This window comes from Nocardiopsis ansamitocini, from assembly GCF_030268225.1.
Taxonomy (GTDB): Bacteria; Actinomycetota; Actinomycetes; order Streptosporangiales; family Streptosporangiaceae; genus Nocardiopsis_D; species Nocardiopsis_D ansamitocini.
Window position 1 is genome coordinate 70,769 of record NZ_BSQG01000011.1, and the last position, 14,845, is coordinate 85,613.

Annotated in this window: 14 protein-coding genes and 3 tRNA genes; 8 read left to right on the forward strand and 9 right to left on the reverse strand. The window is 69.1% G+C overall.

What is annotated here, in order from left to right:
- Position 1 precedes the first annotated feature (1 nt).
- Positions 2–646 (forward strand): AAA family ATPase, encoded by a 645-nt coding sequence (locus QSJ59_RS21840; protein WP_432707519.1) that lies wholly within the window; start codon positions 2–4, stop codon positions 644–646.
- On the opposite strand, the gene QSJ59_RS21845 is transcribed toward QSJ59_RS21840, so the two are convergent.
- The 3 genes from QSJ59_RS21845 to QSJ59_RS21855 form a co-directional block, all read right to left on the reverse strand.
- A complete protein-coding gene (locus QSJ59_RS21845) occupies positions 609–2,885 on the reverse strand; it encodes a heavy metal translocating P-type ATPase (RefSeq protein ID WP_285761612.1) in 2,277 nt (758 codons plus the stop codon). The two genes, QSJ59_RS21840 and QSJ59_RS21845, sit on opposite strands and share 38 nt — an antisense overlap.
- Positions 2,882–3,769: a DUF8832 domain-containing protein gene (locus tag QSJ59_RS21850; RefSeq protein ID WP_285761613.1), complete on the reverse strand. Its 888-nt coding sequence runs from the start codon at positions 3,767–3,769 to the stop codon at positions 2,882–2,884. The genes QSJ59_RS21845 and QSJ59_RS21850 overlap by 4 nt, the downstream gene beginning before the upstream one ends.
- Positions 3,770–3,980: 211 nt before the next feature.
- The gene (locus QSJ59_RS21855) at positions 3,981–4,778 is read right to left on the reverse strand and encodes an ion transporter (protein WP_285761614.1); all 798 of its coding nucleotides are present in this window, start codon (positions 4,776–4,778) and stop codon (positions 3,981–3,983) included.
- A gap of 410 nt (positions 4,779–5,188) precedes the next feature.
- Between QSJ59_RS21855 and QSJ59_RS21860 the strand changes: the two genes are divergently transcribed.
- Positions 5,189–6,805: a PP2C family protein-serine/threonine phosphatase gene (locus tag QSJ59_RS21860; protein WP_285761615.1), complete on the forward strand. Its 1,617-nt coding sequence runs from the start codon at positions 5,189–5,191 to the stop codon at positions 6,803–6,805.
- Positions 6,806–6,864: 59 nt separating this feature from the next.
- A complete protein-coding gene (locus QSJ59_RS21865) occupies positions 6,865–7,926 on the forward strand; it encodes a cobalamin B12-binding domain-containing protein (RefSeq protein ID WP_285761616.1) in 1,062 nt (353 codons plus the stop codon).
- 39 nt (positions 7,927–7,965) lie between these two features.
- On the opposite strand, the gene QSJ59_RS21870 is transcribed toward QSJ59_RS21865, so the two are convergent.
- Entirely contained in the window at positions 7,966–8,691 is a 726-nt protein-coding gene (locus tag QSJ59_RS21870) for an rRNA methyltransferase (RefSeq protein WP_285761617.1), read from the reverse strand.
- Between the two features lie 133 nt (positions 8,692–8,824).
- Here QSJ59_RS21870 and QSJ59_RS21875 point away from each other — a divergent pair, with 133 nt between their 5' ends.
- From QSJ59_RS21875 to QSJ59_RS21895, 5 genes are all read left to right on the forward strand, one after another.
- Positions 8,825–8,998, forward strand: a complete 174-nt coding sequence (locus QSJ59_RS21875; protein ID WP_285761618.1) for a glycine zipper domain-containing protein — start codon at positions 8,825–8,827, stop codon at positions 8,996–8,998.
- A 401-nt stretch (positions 8,999–9,399) separates the two neighbouring features.
- Positions 9,400–9,897: a DivIVA domain-containing protein gene (locus QSJ59_RS21880; RefSeq protein WP_285761619.1), complete on the forward strand. Its 498-nt coding sequence runs from the start codon at positions 9,400–9,402 to the stop codon at positions 9,895–9,897.
- Between the two features lie 353 nt (positions 9,898–10,250).
- A complete protein-coding gene (locus QSJ59_RS21885) occupies positions 10,251–10,718 on the forward strand; it encodes a hypothetical protein (RefSeq protein ID WP_285761620.1) in 468 nt (155 codons plus the stop codon).
- A gap of 362 nt (positions 10,719–11,080) precedes the next feature.
- Positions 11,081–11,644: a DUF5994 family protein gene (locus tag QSJ59_RS21890; protein ID WP_285761621.1), complete on the forward strand. Its 564-nt coding sequence runs from the start codon at positions 11,081–11,083 to the stop codon at positions 11,642–11,644.
- Positions 11,641–12,093 (forward strand): STAS domain-containing protein, encoded by a 453-nt coding sequence (locus QSJ59_RS21895; RefSeq protein WP_285761622.1) that lies wholly within the window; start codon positions 11,641–11,643, stop codon positions 12,091–12,093. The genes QSJ59_RS21890 and QSJ59_RS21895 overlap by 4 nt, the downstream gene beginning before the upstream one ends.
- Positions 12,094–12,219: 126 nt before the next feature.
- Here QSJ59_RS21895 and QSJ59_RS21900 read toward each other — a convergent pair whose 3' ends face one another.
- The 5 genes from QSJ59_RS21900 to QSJ59_RS21920 all read right to left on the reverse strand — a co-directional run bounded on the left by QSJ59_RS21900 (position 12,220) and on the right by QSJ59_RS21920 (position 14,769).
- Positions 12,220–12,471: a hypothetical protein gene (locus QSJ59_RS21900; RefSeq protein ID WP_285761623.1), complete on the reverse strand. Its 252-nt coding sequence runs from the start codon at positions 12,469–12,471 to the stop codon at positions 12,220–12,222.
- Positions 12,472–12,701: 230 nt separating this feature from the next.
- Positions 12,702–12,775, reverse strand: a tRNA-Phe gene (locus tag QSJ59_RS21905).
- 26 nt (positions 12,776–12,801) lie between these two features.
- Positions 12,802–12,876 (reverse strand) — tRNA-Asp (locus QSJ59_RS21910).
- 115 nt (positions 12,877–12,991) lie between these two features.
- Positions 12,992–13,064: transfer RNA gene (locus QSJ59_RS21915), tRNA-Glu, on the reverse strand.
- Between the two features lie 106 nt (positions 13,065–13,170).
- A complete protein-coding gene (locus QSJ59_RS21920; RefSeq protein ID WP_432707522.1) occupies positions 13,171–14,769 on the reverse strand; it encodes a metallophosphoesterase family protein in 1,599 nt (532 codons plus the stop codon).
- Positions 14,770–14,845: the final 76 nt, after the last annotated feature.

Sequence of the window (14,845 nt, forward strand, 5' to 3'; positions counted from 1 at the left end):
CGTGAACCTGTTGATCTGCGCGCGCTGCGGCGCGCGCACCGACATCCCCGTCGTGGATCCGGACGGCCCGGTGGTCTGCTGCATCGACTGCGGCCACCGCCAGCCGTTTCTTCGGCGTCCCCTGCATTGTGTGACCGGGCCCAGCGGCACCGGCAAGTCCACCATCGCCCGGTTGCTCACGCCGTGGCTGGCGGACCGCTACGTCGTCCTCGAACAGGACGTCCTGTGGCTGGGGGGCTTGCGTGATCCGGCCGACGACCACCGGTTGTTCCGCTCGACCTGGCTGCGGATGATCTCGATGATCCACCAGAGCGGGCGCCCGGCCGTGTTGTGCGGAACGGTCGTCCCCCCGGAGTTCGAGCCATTGCCCGAACGCGCACTGTTCTCCGAGATCCGCTACCTGTCGTTGACCTGCGACCCCGAAGTCCTGGCCGAGCGGCTGCGGGTCCGCCCCGCCTGGCGTGGCTGGGACGAACCCCGGATCGCGGAGATGCTCGACTACGCGGCCTGGATCGACGAGGCCGCAGCGGAGATGGCCCCGCCGATGGCACTGCTGGACACCACGCGCACCCCGGTGGAGGCCACTGCGGCGGCCGTCTACACCTGGATCACCGGCGAGGACCGGCCCCCTGGTCAATCGGTTTGAAGCCCCTCAACCGCAGGCTGTTGCTGACCACGAAGACGCTGGAGAAGGCCATGGCGGCGCCCGCGATCATCGGGTTGAGCAGCCCGGCCGCAGCCAGCGGCAGAGCCGCGACGTTGTAGGCGAAGGCCCAGAACAAGTTGCCCTTGATCGTGGCGAGCGTGCGCCGCGCCAACCGGATCGCGTCGGCCGCGGCGCGCAGGTCGCCCCGGACCAGGACGAGGTCACCGGCCTCGATCGCGACGTCCGTGCCGGTGCCCATGGCCAGTCCGAGATCGGCCTCGGCCAGCGCGGCCGCGTCGTTCACACCGTCGCCCACCATGGCCACGGTCCTGCCCTCGGACCGCAGCCGCTTGACCACGTCGACCTTGTCGGCGGGGAGAACCTGGGCGATCACCTCGTCGATGCCCACTTCAGCAGCCACCGCACGTGCCACGGCCTCGTTGTCGCCGGTGAGCAGGATCGGGGTGAGGCCCAGCGCACGCAGCCTCCGCACGGCCTCGGCGCTGGTGGGCTTGACGGCGTCGGCGACCACGAGAACGGCACGGGCCCGACCGTCCCAACCGACCGCGACGGCGGTTCGCCCCGCGGCCTCGGCCTCGGCCTTCGCGCGCTCCAGGTCCGCGGGCAGCTCCTGCCCCGACTCCGCCAGCAACGCGGCGCGGCCGGCGACGACGGCGTGGCCGCGCACCGTTGCCCGCACGCCCAGCCCCTCGATGCCGACGAACTCCTGTACCGGGCCCAGTTCCCCCGTACGGTCGACCGCCGCCCGGGCGATGGCACGGGCGATGGGGTGCTCGGAGGCGTTCTCCACCGCGCCGGCCAGGGCCAGCACCTCCTCGGCCGTCTCTCCCCGGGTGACGTGGACGTCGACCAGTGTCATCTGCCCGGTGGTGACGGTGCCGGTCTTGTCCAGCACCACGGTGTCGATACCGCGGGTGGTCTCCAGGACTTCCGGGCCCTTGATGAGAATGCCCAGTTGGGCACCGCGCCCGGTCCCCACGAGCAGGGCGGTGGGAGTGGCCAGGCCCAAAGCGCACGGGCAGGCGATGATGAGGACCGCGACAGCCGCGGTGAACGCGACGTCCGCCGACCCTCCCACCCCCAGCCAGAAACCCAGGGTGGCCAGGGCCAGGACGATCACCACCGGCACGAATACGCCCGACACCCGGTCGGCCAGTCGCTGCACCTCCGCCTTGCCGCTCTGGGCGTCCTCGACGAGTTTGGCCATCTGCGCCAACTGGGTGTCGGAACCGACCCTGGACGCGCGCACGACGAGCCGTCCGCCCGCATTGACGGTGGCACCGGCGACGGTGGCACCGGGACCGGCCTCGACCGGGACCGACTCACCGGTCAGCATGCTCATGTCGATCGACGAGGTCCCCTCCTCGACAACGCCGTCGGTGGCGATCTTCTCGCCGGGACGGACCACGAAACGGTCGCCGACGACCAGGGAATCCGCCGGTACCCGTTCCTCGATGCCGCCGCGAAGAACCGAGACCTCTTTGGCCCCCAGTTCGAGCAGGGTGCGCAGCGCGGCCCCTGCCCTGCGCTTGGAACGGACCTCGAAGTAGCGGCCGAGCAGGATGAACGTGGTGACGCCGGCGGCGACCTCCAGGTAGATGTTGGCGCTGCCGTCCGTCCGGGCGACGGTGAACTCGAAGGGGTGGATCATTCCCGGCTCGCCCGCGGTGCCCAGGAAGAGCGCGTACAGCGACCACAGGAACGCCGCGATGGTGCCCATGGAGACCAGGGTGTCCATGGTCGCCGCGCCGAGCCGGAGGTTCTTCCAGGCGGCGATGTGGAAGGGAAGCGCGCCCCAGACCAGCACGGGCGCGGCCAGGGTGAGCGACGCCCATTGCCAGTAGGTGAACTGCCAGGCCGGCACCATCGCCATGGCGATGACGGGCACGCTCAGGACGGCGCTGACGATGACACGGGTACGCAGCGCGTGCGTGGGGTCGTCCTCAGCAGCGGAGGCGTCCGTGTCAGGAGCGGGCGGGCTGGGCAATTCGGCGGTGTACCCGGCTTTCTCGACCTGGGTGACCAGGTCCCGGGGGGTGATGTCGTCGCCGTACTGCACGCTCGCCTTCTCGGTGGCGTAGTTGACGCTGGCGGTCACCCCGTCGAGCTTGTTGAGGCGGCGTTCGATCCGGTTGGCGCAGGAGGCACAGGTCATGCCGCCGATCGCCAACTCGATCCGCGTGGCGGGGTGCTGCCGGGTAGCAGAATCGCTGCTCATCGGCTCTCCTCTGTGTCGGCGGACACCACGAACTCCGCGGTGTGCACCTTGTTCTCGTGCGTGAAGTCCAGGTAGAGCAGGTAGTCGCCGGCAGAGGGGGCCTGCACGGCCATCGCGATCTCCGGTCCGGGATCGGCATCGGGGCCGGGGTGGACGTGAAGATAGCCGAGGTCCCCGACGCGCAGGGCCACCAGGTGGCCGTAGGCGCCCAGGTGGGGCTGGAGGTCGGTGACCGGCTCGCCGTCGCGGTTGACGGTGAAGGCAAGCGTGTTCTCGGCATCGGTGGCCAGTTCCCCGTCCAGTTCGACGGTGTAATCGCCGACGCGCGTCGTAGGAGCGGGTTCGGGCCGGGATGCGGGCCGGTAGTCGCCCGGCAGGGCGAGGTCGGCGCCCAGGACGAGGCCTTCGTGACCGGTCGGGCGGAAGTCGGCGAAGACACGGTAGGGGCCGGCCTCTTCCAGGGTCAGCGCAACGCTCCAGACCCCGGAGGGATCGAGTTCGGGGTGCAGGTGCTGGTAGCCCGTGCCGTCCCTGGCGACGACGACGAGGTGGAGCCGTTTCTCGTGGACCTCGGCGAAATCGGTGACGGGGGCGCCGTCGGGACCGGTGATCCGGATTTGCAGCGGGGCTGATTCGCCGACCGTGTCCGGAGCTCCGACGAGGTCGAGGGCGTAGCCGTCGACAGCCGTCTGGAGGCCCACGGCTGCGGAGTGCTCGCCACTGTCGCCCGCGGTGTCGGACTCGACGTGGGAGCCCTGGTGCGCGGGCTCACTCGTGCTGACGGCGGGCAACGCCGGAGCGAGCAGCCGACCCGCTCCGAACGCCCCGCCGAACGCGACGACGAGCCCCACCCCGTACACCCCCAGTCTGACCGCGACATTCATGACGCTTCCTCACCCTCTCTGTGCGCAACACCCGGCGACGTCTCATTCATCCGAGTCAACCGTATACCCCCAAGGGGTATTCCAGAAAGAGGGAGGTGCCATGCACCAAATCGATCAGGGTACGCAAAACAGCAGGTAGACGCATCGCGCGCACGAAAAGTCAGATTCGGGGCGAGCGGCGGACGCCGCTCCGGGGAACGGTTCCGGGGCCTCACGCACTCCGGCGCAGCTCGGCCACCTCGGAGCGCAACGCACGCAGTTCGGCGAGGATGGCGTCCTGTTGGTCCTCGGGATCCGCCTCGCGAACGGCCCTCTTGCGCGGATGGGCTTCGGACTCGTGCTCCAACGCCTCGACGGCGACTGCGATGAACAGGTTGAGGGCGATGAAGGTGGACGCCAGGATGTAGCCGACGAAGAAGATCCAGGCGAGCGGATGCGAATCGGTCACCGTCTTGGCGATCTCCCCCCAGCTGTCACCGGTCATGATCTGAAACAGCGTGATCAGGGAAGTCGCGAGGTCACCGAAGTACTCCGGCGAGATGTCGCTGAACAACCGGGTGGCCATCACAGCCGCCACATAGAGCAGGAGCGCCACCAGCAGCGCGATCGAGGCCATCCCGGGCAGTGCCTTCAGCAGTCCCGCGACGACGTGTCTGAGAGTGGGAATCACGGAGAGCAACCGCAGTACCCGAAGGACGCGCAGCACCCGAAGAACCGCGAAAGGACCGGACGTGGGCAGCAGGGCGATGCACACGATGATGAGATCGAACCAGTTCCAGGGATCACGGAAGAAGTCGCCGCGGTAGGCGAACATCCGCAGCGCCAGCTCGACGACGAACACCCCGAGGACGAAAAAGTCCACCATGTGCAACAGATCGCCGTGCCTGCCCATTAGCCCGGGCGAGGTTTCGACCCCAAGAAGGACCCCGTTGACCAGGATGAGCGTAATAATGCTCGACTGGAACCAGCGCGCATCGACGAGCTTTCGGACACGTTCCCGCGCGGTCAAGGGGTCTCCGCTTCAATATCACCGAAAGTCACCGAAAAAAGCCTACTTGCGCTCTTGACAACCCGATACGCACTTATCCCGAAAAGGCAATTTTCGGCCACTCCGATATAGGCACCCCGGACCGACCGGCCGGACTCTCGACCCCCTCCGCGCCACCCGCCACACAAGCCCCGTTGGTCTGCAAGGACACGGGAAGCAACAGGGGACCGGGGCGAACCGGGCCGACCGACACCTTCCAAGAAAGTAACGGATTGCTAACGGTGCCCGGTCCGATGTTAATCGTCGCCACCACCGGGCAGGCGCGCTCAGCGGTACGCCCCGGTCGTGCTCGGCCCGCCCCGGTCCCCCGTTCCCACCGACGGCGCCACAGCCCGGCGGATGCGCTCCGACCCCCATTGTGACGGAGGCACATGAACTACTCCGACTCTTCCAAGACGACTCCTCCGAGCCATGCCAGGGACTCGGTCGACCCGATCGGTCCACGCGTCGACCACGCCCGTCTGGGAGCCGTAGCCCCCCGCATCCTCAACGAAGTGCTGTCGGGGGTCAGCGACGCGGTCGTTGTGTGCGACCGGCGCGGAGTGGTGCAGAGCCTGCACGGGACCGCCCCGGAACTGCTGCCCTCGGTACACATCGGCGGCGACGTGCACCGCAGCCTGCTGGGACACCTCAGCGGCGGCCCGGACGTCTTCCACGGCGTGCTCGACGGCGTTTCCCTGACCGCACGGCAGCGCCCCCTCAACGGCGGACGCAGCGCCTGGTACCTGCGGGCCTCCGAGTCGCATCGGACCGGACCGCCGAGCGCGGAGTTCCTGAGCGAGTCCGCCCGTCGCCTCAACGCCTCCCTCCAGTACGAGCGCGTCGTGCAGCACTCCGTACAGATCCCGGTCCCCGAGATCGCCACCACCTGCCTGCACTTCACCGTCGAACCCGGTTTCGGCGTCGGCTGGTCGCGCTGGAGCGCCTCGGACACCGCAAGCACCCCGGCCTCGGGACACCTCCGCGTGAGCGCAGCGGACCGGCTGGAGTGGCTGGCGGCGGTACTGAGCGGTGACGCACCCCTGACCGAGCCGTGGCCCAGCGACACCGCCGACCTGCTCCCCGAATCCTCCACCCCTCCCGGGGCGATGGTGGCACTGCCGGTGCACGGCAGCACCGGGGTGATCGGAGCAATGCTGTTCGTCCGCGCGTTCGGGCACGCCGGTTTCGACGACCACGACATCGGCCTGTTGCGCGAGTACTGCGACCGGGTCGGTGCCGCGGTGAGCGCCGCCCTGCTCTACCGTTACCAGTCGCGTACCGCCGAGACCCTGCGGGCGAGCCTGATCCCGCTCCCCCTGCCCCGGGCCCACGGTGTTTCCCTGGGGTCGGCGTACCGTTGCGCGCTCGGCGCGGAACTGATCGGCGGCGACTACTACGAGGTCTCCGCCTCGCCCGAAGGCATCGACTTCCTCCTCGGCGACGTGTGCGGCAAAGGCGTCGAGGCCGCCGCGCTGTCCGGCCTGGTCCGCCAGTCGCTGAACGCCCTCAAACTGGTGGAGCGGCGACCTCGCGCACTCGTGGAAATGCTCAACCAGGTCCTCGTGGACAACGCGAACGAACGGTTCACCACCCTGGCGCTCGGCCAGGCAACCCACAACGGCTCCGGCGGGCTCGATGTCGTCCTGGCCGGCGGCGGACATCTGCCGGCGCTGGTGCTGCACGCCGACGCCACCGTGGAGGAGATCGCGGTTCCCGGGATGATCGTCGGCGCGATCCCCGACGCCGTGTTCGCGACCACCTCCTTCACGCTCGCCCCCGGCGACATGCTGCTGCTGTACAGCGACGGTGTGACCGAGGCCCGCAACGACCTGCCGGAGCGGGAGATGTTCGGCGAAGAACGTCTGCACGCGCTGTTGGCCGACTGCGCCGGGATGCCCGCGGGCGCGGTGGCCGAGCGAATCGAACAGGTCGTCGGGGACTGGCTGCGCGACGGTGTGCACGACGACATAGCGATCCTGGCCATCCAGGCGGACGGGACCCATTGAGCTCCTCGGGAGCAGCGCTTCACCCATCGGACGGACTCGACGAGGCCGGCCGGCTCTCCGTGCGATACCTGGAACGCCTGGGCGAGGCCGACGAGGCCGGAGCCCTCGCACTGTTGCGCGACTCCCTGGCACAAGGGTGGCCGATCGAGTCGATCCTGTTGGACGTCATCGCTTCCGCACAATTGAGCGTGGGCTGGCTGTGGCAGACCAACGAATGGTCGGTGGCCCGTGAACACGCGGCCACTCACGTGAGCGAACGGGTACTCGACACACTCGTGGCCGAGGTGCTGCACCAGCGCGTGCCGCCACCCAGCCTCGGCCGGATCGTCGTGGCCTGCGTGGACGGCGAGTGGCACGCGCTCCCCGCCCGCTTGGTGGCCGATGTACTGCGCCTGCGCGGCTGGGAGGTGGCCTTTCTCGGTACGAGCGTTCCGGAGGGAAGGCTCATCACCTACCTCCAGGAACACAATCCGCAGGTCGTCGCGCTGAGCTGTTCGCTGTCCACCCGGCTGCCCAAAGCGCACCGGATGATCCAGGCATGCCGGCGGATGGGCCTGCCGGTACTGGTGGGCGGACGGGGCTTCGGTCCCGACGACACCTGGGCCCGCCTGCTGGACGCCGACGCCTGGGCGGGAAGCGCCCGCGAGGCCGCCCAGGTGCTGGAACGGGGCGTGCATCCCCGCACCAACGTGCACACCTCCCCCACGGTGCTTCCTTCGCATTCGGAGTACGCCAGTCTGCTGCGCCGCCGCGGCGAGCTGATCGCCCAAACCGTCCAGCGGTTGACAGAGGACCACCCGGAGCTGGGGCTCCACCGGGTAGAGGCCCGGGACCGCACCGTCGAGGACCTGGGGCACCTCGTGGACTTCCTCGCCGTTTCGCTCTACGTCGCCAACACCGAGCTCTTCGTGCGGTTCCTGCACTGGATGCACGACGTACTGGAACCCCGGGGCATCCCGTTCACGACGGTGCTGGAGACCCTGGGGCACTACGAAACGCTGCTGTACGACTACCCGTTGACCGTGGAAACCCTGCGCGCGGCCCGCTTGCGTATGACCGGGGTGACCCGACCGCGACGGACCGGACGCGCCCCTGCCCCCGCCGCCCTCGACAACCATTGACACGGCACCCGGGAAGGCCACCGCGCCCACGGCCCGGGATCACCGCAGTTCCGCCGCGCGCACCAGAACCGCGGCCCGATTGCCCACCCGTATCCGTTCCAGGGCGGCGACGCCTTCGGGAAGGACGATCTTGCGCGTCCGGGCGGTGACGACGACGACCGCGTGACCGGGCAGGACGGTGGCGAGCGCACGCAACAGCGCGGTGACGGGGTCGGCACCGGACGGCACCGCGGACCAATGGGTGAGGTCGCCGTAGGGCACGTCGGTGAGGACCAGGTCCACGGGCCCGCCGGGGGACGGCGGAGCGAAGGCATCCGCCTCGAACACCGTATGTGCGAGATCACCGCCGCGCTCCACGAGGTCGCGGGCCAACCGCTCGGCACTCTCGGCGGTGGCCAGGTAACCGGGCTTGTCGAAGGCGGCCGCCCGCTCCCTTGCCTGGGTCGCACGCCGGGCCAGCCCTTCCTCCGACAGCAGCCCCAGGTTCTCCCCCGCGAGCGCCACAGCGTCGGAAGAGATGTCGGAAGCGAGCACTCGCCCCAAGCGGGCACGATGCAGTAGACCGGTGACCGTGGCGAGGTAGCCGCCCCCGCAGCAGGGGTCCCACAGCGTCAGCGGGCGCTCCGGCAAGCGGGCCATGGCCCGCTGGGCCAGCTCCGAGGCCAGCCTCACCGGGAAACCGGGGTAGCCGGGAGCCGAACGGAGAACCCGGCCACCGGCCAGGTCACCGTGGTCGGCGCGCTCGGTCGCATATCGATAGCTCAATTTCCCCTACTCCACCGGTCGTCTGGACACGATGCTGCCCGCTGGCCCGGCCCGGAGCAACCTCGATGCAACCGTTCTGCTGGTCAGGGCGTCGGAGACAGGTGGAAGCCGGCTACGAGAAAGAACAGGCGAAATGGCGAAGAACCAGGCGCTCGGCGTCGGAATGCTCCTGGGGGTGGCCATCGGGATCGCCCTGGGAACCGCCCTGGACAGCATCGGCATCGGGATCGCTCTCGGAGCAGGGATCGGTATCGCGCTCGGCGCCGCGATGACCGGGAAGCAGGGCGACGACGACCCCGCCGAATGACCGGACCGGCTCGCAGCGCGGCCCCGGTGGGGCCTCCACCCGGAAATGACGACGGCCTCGGAGGGGCCACCGGCCTGTCTGGGAGTCGCAGGGGACCGTGACGCCGCACCGAGCACGGTGCACCGGAGGACGAGGCAGCCCGACCATCCGGGTATCCGTCCGATGCCCCTCTGCCTCTCGAACTGACCTCCGAGCTCCTGTTGCCGGGCACGCCACCGCCTGCTCCCCCTCACGAAGGCTCTCTCCTCCCGACCGGTGCCCGCGAATTCGGCTCCGGCCTCCACCGCCTCCAACCGTCCGGTTGTGGCCAGGACAGCATGGCGGACGGGACGGGCGCCTGCTCTCAGGTGCCTGTCGCCAGGGACGTGGTTGGATTGTCGAAAAACCCGGAAAGGGTGCAGATGGTCAGCATTGAACAGGACGACGTGCAGAGTCCGCAGTTCGACGTGGTGCTGCGCGGCTACGACCGCAACCAGGTCACCACCGCCGTCGCCGCGGTTCTGGACTCCCGGAGCAACGAACCCGCCGAATCCTCCGAGTGGGCGCACTATCTCCACGGCCGGATCGAGTTCGACGTAGTGTTGCGCGGTTTCGACCGCGGCCAGGTCGAAGCGTGGTTCGCCGCCAACACCGGCGCACACGCGACCGAGGAAGAACCAGCCGCGCCGCGCCCGAAACGGGAGCCCCCGGGCTTCGACGTGGTCCTGCGCGGCTACGACCGCAACCAGGTCGACGAGTTCGTCCAGCGCGCCCAGGACACCGTCGACGCGGCCTCCGACGTCCCCCCGCTCGGCCGTGCCGAGGCCGCGGACACGACATTCGACGTGGTGCTGCGCGGCTACGACCGTAGCCAGGTCACGACGTGGATCGGCCAGATCTCCGAGCAGCTGCCCGACTAGCCCACGGACGCGAGCAGCACCCCCCACAGCCGCACGCGCAAACACCCCGCACCACTGGTGGACACCGACCGCCAACGGTCCCGCCGCACCACTGCCGCCCCACGCCCGTCCGGCACCGGTACATGCCCCTACCGGCACCGTCGGCGTCCCGGTGGACACGACCACCGCTGCCCGCGCCGACTCGGCCGGGTTTCCCGGAGGTCGACAGCACTCGGATTCCACGCCCGAAACGGGGTAGGGGACGAGCCGTTGAAACACGACACGACGAGAACCGCGCGGTCGGGCCCCGGGAGCAGCCTGCGGTGCAGCCGGGACCACGACAGTGGACACCCCCGAAGAAACGAGGAACCGCGATGCCCAGTTCCACGCGCCCCGACCCCGGATACCACCTCGCCCATACCGTGTCCTCCGGACCGGGGCCGACCGTCGCCCTACCGCAGCCAGAGATCTGGCCCATCCCCATCACCCGTGAGCCCGGACGGACGGCACGGGCGGAGGCCACGTGCGGAACCTGCGGGATGACCCTGGAGTACCGACTGTTCAGCACAAGCCGCACCCGGGCCCTTCGCGCGATGTGGGCGGTACTCCTCATCGTGACCGCCCTGTGCTGCGCGGTCACCGCTTACCTCGCCCTGGCCCCGGGACCGGACGGCCGACCGAGCGGCGCCCTACTCTTCCTGGGACTGCTGGCAGCTCCCGGGATCGCCTTCCTCAGCGGTCGCCAGTTCTTCCGGGAGACCGGGCTCAGAGGGCCGGGACGGTGGATCGGGCACAAGGGTCACGCCCTCCACACCGGGACGATCGCAAAGAACGACACGTGACCGTGGGGCGGCGGTTTCGTCCGAACAGTTCGCCGCCCCACCTGTTACAGACCCAACAAACACGATCTGTTCTGCGGAAACCTCCTCATCAGGCGACGATGAGCGTAGTGTCGGAGTAGACAGGAGACGTCGGCGATCCCCGGCTGGGACCCGCCGCACCGATCCGCTTTGAAGGGGGCGTCATGCTCCACGGTCGCAGGACTTCCCACCGTGGTCCCGCACCCGCGGACGCCCCCACGCACAACCGGCCACCAGGCCCCCGACCAGAACCTCCGGGCCACTGGTCTCTCTTCCCCCGTTGGTCGACGACCACAGCGAAGCTGTCCCTGCACGGACAATTTCCAGACGACGGGAGGAACACTGTGAACAGCACAGTCGCAGAACACACGTCAACGGGCTCCGGGCCGGCACCGTCGGCCCCCAGGCTGTGGCTGGAGCCGGCGACATCGCACCGGCCCCTGTTGGACGGAAGCTGGTGGCCCCGCTCCCGCCGACTGGACACCGAACTCCCCGGCCTTGTGCGCGCCCTGGACGACCGGCTCGATTCGACCACCCACATCCTCGTGGGCCCCGACGACTGGGACGATCACCCCAAGGTTGTGGAGGTCGCCGGCCACACCGTCCGCGTCTTCTGGTTCACCGGTTTTCCGCACGACCTGTTGATCGCGACCTCCCTCTCCGGTGACCGACTCGACCTGATGGTCGTTCCTGCCACCACCGAGCCGGCAACCGCACACGCGGCCGCGGCCATGGCAGGCATGAACGGCAACACCGTCCACGCACCGGACATCCTGGCCAACGTCAACCGCCTCCGGGACGCCGCGACCGCAGAAGAGACGGCATGGGAATCCGAAGGCGGACACCTGGGGAGCAACGGCTCCACCGGAGGTTCGTCGGCCCTACCGCGTCCTCGGGAAGCGCTGTGAAGGTCCTCGAATCCACGAAGGGCACCGGGTACTTCTGCACGGCGCGGCTGTCGGTCACGCGCCGCCCCGGTCGCACCGTCGCCAGGATCGAAGGAGAGATCGACAACGGCACCGCCCCGGCGCTGCGCAGACGTCTGGCGAACCTCCTGCGCCCCGACACCGGACTGCTGGTCCTGGATCTGTCCGGCGTGCTGTTCTGCGACGCATCCGGCCTCTCGGTCCTGGTCACCACGCAGAACCGCGCCTCCGAACTGGGCGTGCGGCTGCGCCTGGCCGAACCCCCCGCCCAAACGGCCCTGGTCCTGCGCATCACCAATCTGGACCTCAGCCTCTCCGTCTACCCCACGGTCCGGGCCGCGCTGGCCGACGAGGGAAAGCACCAGCGGGCGGCCCCGGCATATCCGCCGTTCTCGCCGCCCCCGGCCACAAGCACTTCGCCCTCCCGGTGAACGGCGGCTTTTCTCCCGAACCGTCACCGCTGCTCAGCGGGCGTGACCACTCGTCGTCGGCAGTGGGCGCGAGACGCGGCCCCGGCGCATTGGGCGACCGTTGCCCCGGGCCCGGTACAGCGCCGCTCATGTGTCCGGGAGCGTTGCCTCTTCCCTGAGCGCCCGGGCTTCGCGGCGGTGCCGCTCGGCTTCGGCTCGGACCTGCTCCTGAACGGCCGGGGGTCCGTAGCGGGCAAGTCGAGTACAGATGTCGACCACCTGGTCGAGGGACCGCGCGCGTTCCTCTGCGGATGCGGTCTCAACCGGTCGGGTTCTTCGCCACTGACGCAGCTCCAGGAGAGCGGCTTTGGCTTCGGGGGAGAGAGCAGGTGAAGTCACATCATCTTTTTCTGTCGGCGTGATGTGGGGGGAGACTTTACCGATCCGCCCTGAAGGGTGCCAGTGATGCCGTATCCGCCGTCAAGAGACTGGGGCCGGCCCCGCCGCGGCACGTGGCCCTGGAGCGGAGCTGCTTCTGCCGGAAACCGGGTACACCCCGGGTTGACCACGCCCTCATCAAAAAAGCCCGAGACCGCAATGGTCTCGGGCTTTTCGCATGTTCTTCTGTGTGGCCAGGGCCGGGGTCGAACCGGCGACCTTCCGCTTTTCAGGCGGACGCTCGTACCGACTGAGCTACCTGGCCTCAGGTACACCACACGGTGTATCAAGCGGTCCTGACGGGATTTGAACCCGCGGCCTCCACCTTGACAGGGTGGCGAGCACTCCAAGCTGCTCCACAGGACCTTGCTATTCTTTTTTTCCGCTTTGTTCGCGTTAACCCGATTCTATCAGGTGTTTCGCGTCCTTCGCTCTGTTCTCTATTCTGCCAGACCCTCAGCAGTACTTCGAACCGAGCTAGTACCCCCAACGGGATTCGAACCCGCGTTACCGCCTTGAAAGGGCGGCGTCCTAGGCCGCTGGACGATGGGGGCCTCGACGACGACTAATCGTCATTTCCCGGTTTCGTCTGCCGTCGGGGACGGGCTTAACTATAGGGGAGATTGGGGGCAAGTGCCAAAGTGGTTTGCGCGAACCCGCTCACTGGGGCGAACCCGCAGGTGAGAGGGAGGCCGCGGGGGAAGGTGCGCCCGAAGGCGACCCGGACGGTTCCGGAGAGTCGGAAGGGATGGGGGCGGGAGACGCGGTAGCCGTGGTGATGGGGCGATCCGGGTCCTCCTCGATATGCCGCTCGATCTGGGCCGAGGTCAGCCCCAGCCCGCCCAGGGTGACGTCGTCCCATGCCTGCAGACGCTTGGTCTCGGCGTCGAAGTAGAGCACCGATGCCTCATACGGCGTGGGCGTGTCGGACCCGCGATCGAGGTTGCTCAGCCCGGCACCGCCGGTCGACCCCTGGATGAAGAACCGGGTACCGGTCTCCTCGACATCGCTGCGGCGATTGTGGCCGTGGCCTGCGAGCACCAACGGGACCACGCCGCTGAAGCCACGCGCCTGGAGCGGATCGTGTAGGACCGCCACGTCCACGGGAGGCTCCGCGTCGACGATGCTGCGCGCCTGCTCGGAGCCGATCCTGACCACCTCGGCGTTGGTGGGGTTGCCCAGGGCGCGGTCGGGGGTGAAGCGTGGGTCGCCCGCTCCGTAGAACCGCAGTCCGGCGACCTCCTCGATGTCGTCGTCCAGGACCACGGCGTTGGGCTGGGACTGCACCGCACGCTGGGTCCCCATCGAGTCGTGGCTGCCGCGCACCCATACGTAAGGGGCCTCCAGCCCGGCGATCTCGTCGGCGAAGACGTCCTCGGCGGTGCTGCCCCGATCGGTGAGGTCCCCGGAATCGACGATGACATCCACCTGGAACTGCTCCGTGAGCGAGCGGATGACGTTCCAGGCGGCCGGGTTGAGGTGGATGTCGGAGACGTGCAGCACCCGGATGGTGGAGCCCCCGTCGTCGTAGACCGGCAGCGCGGCGGTTACCTCGTACAGCCGTGAAACGTTGCCGACGAGACCCGCGAGCTGGGTCTGGTACTCGGAGAAATGGTTGATGACGTCCTCTGCGCTGCCGACGACCTGGGGTGCGCCCGCCAGCAGGCCCGTGTAGCGAGGCTCGGCGATCGCTCCCGGGTTGAAGGTGGCGTAACTCAGCCCCGCCGCTCCCAGGAGCGTGGCGAGGGCGGTGAGGCCGCTGAACAGGGTCCGCCGCCAGTCGCGGAAGACCAGGAGCGCGACGACGGCCGCCCCGCCGATGGCGAACAGCACGGTCTGGACCGCCAACGCGGTGACGCCTTTTTTGAGATCTGATCCGATGCTGGCGCCGAGCCGGTTGATCGCCTCCGGGTTCTCGAACAGTTCCTGGGCGGCGGCGAGCCGGATCTCGGCGATGGTGGCCTCGAAGCGCAGTGGGGTGGCGTGCGTCTCGAAGGACAGCTTTCCCAGGGGGGCGACGTTGAGGACGGTCTCCCCGCGCAGTGAAGGGCTGACGCTGAGGTTGACGTCGGCGGGACCGATGGGCGTCAGGACGTGGCCTCCCAGGGAGAGGCCGATCCATCCACCGGCCAGGGTCGCGACCAGCACCGCGGTGACCTGCCAGGTCCGGGTCTGGCGCACGTCCCTGGCCCTGCGCAGAAGCGCGCGTACCCGCGTGGGCCGCACAGCCGACCGGATCCTGGCCAGGACCGCCCCCACCTTCACCGCATCTCCCTTCCAGTCCGACGCCGCCCTCGCAGCCGTCGGCCCGGGGCCGACCAGGCCCCACACCCCC

Coding starts and splice junctions, on each gene's coding strand:
- QSJ59_RS21845 (WP_285761612.1), bottom strand. CDS start 2,885: ATGAGCAGCGATTCTGCTACCCGGCAGCACCCCGCCACGCGGATCGAG.
- QSJ59_RS21850 (WP_285761613.1), bottom strand. CDS start 3,769: ATGAATGTCGCGGTCAGACTGGGGGTGTACGGGGTGGGGCTCGTCGTC.
- QSJ59_RS21860 (WP_285761615.1), top strand. CDS start 5,189: ATGAACTACTCCGACTCTTCCAAGACGACTCCTCCGAGCCATGCCAGG.
- QSJ59_RS21875 (WP_285761618.1), top strand. CDS start 8,825: ATGGCGAAGAACCAGGCGCTCGGCGTCGGAATGCTCCTGGGGGTGGCC.
- QSJ59_RS21880 (WP_285761619.1), top strand. CDS start 9,400: ATGGTCAGCATTGAACAGGACGACGTGCAGAGTCCGCAGTTCGACGTG.
- QSJ59_RS21885 (WP_285761620.1), top strand. CDS start 10,251: ATGCCCAGTTCCACGCGCCCCGACCCCGGATACCACCTCGCCCATACC.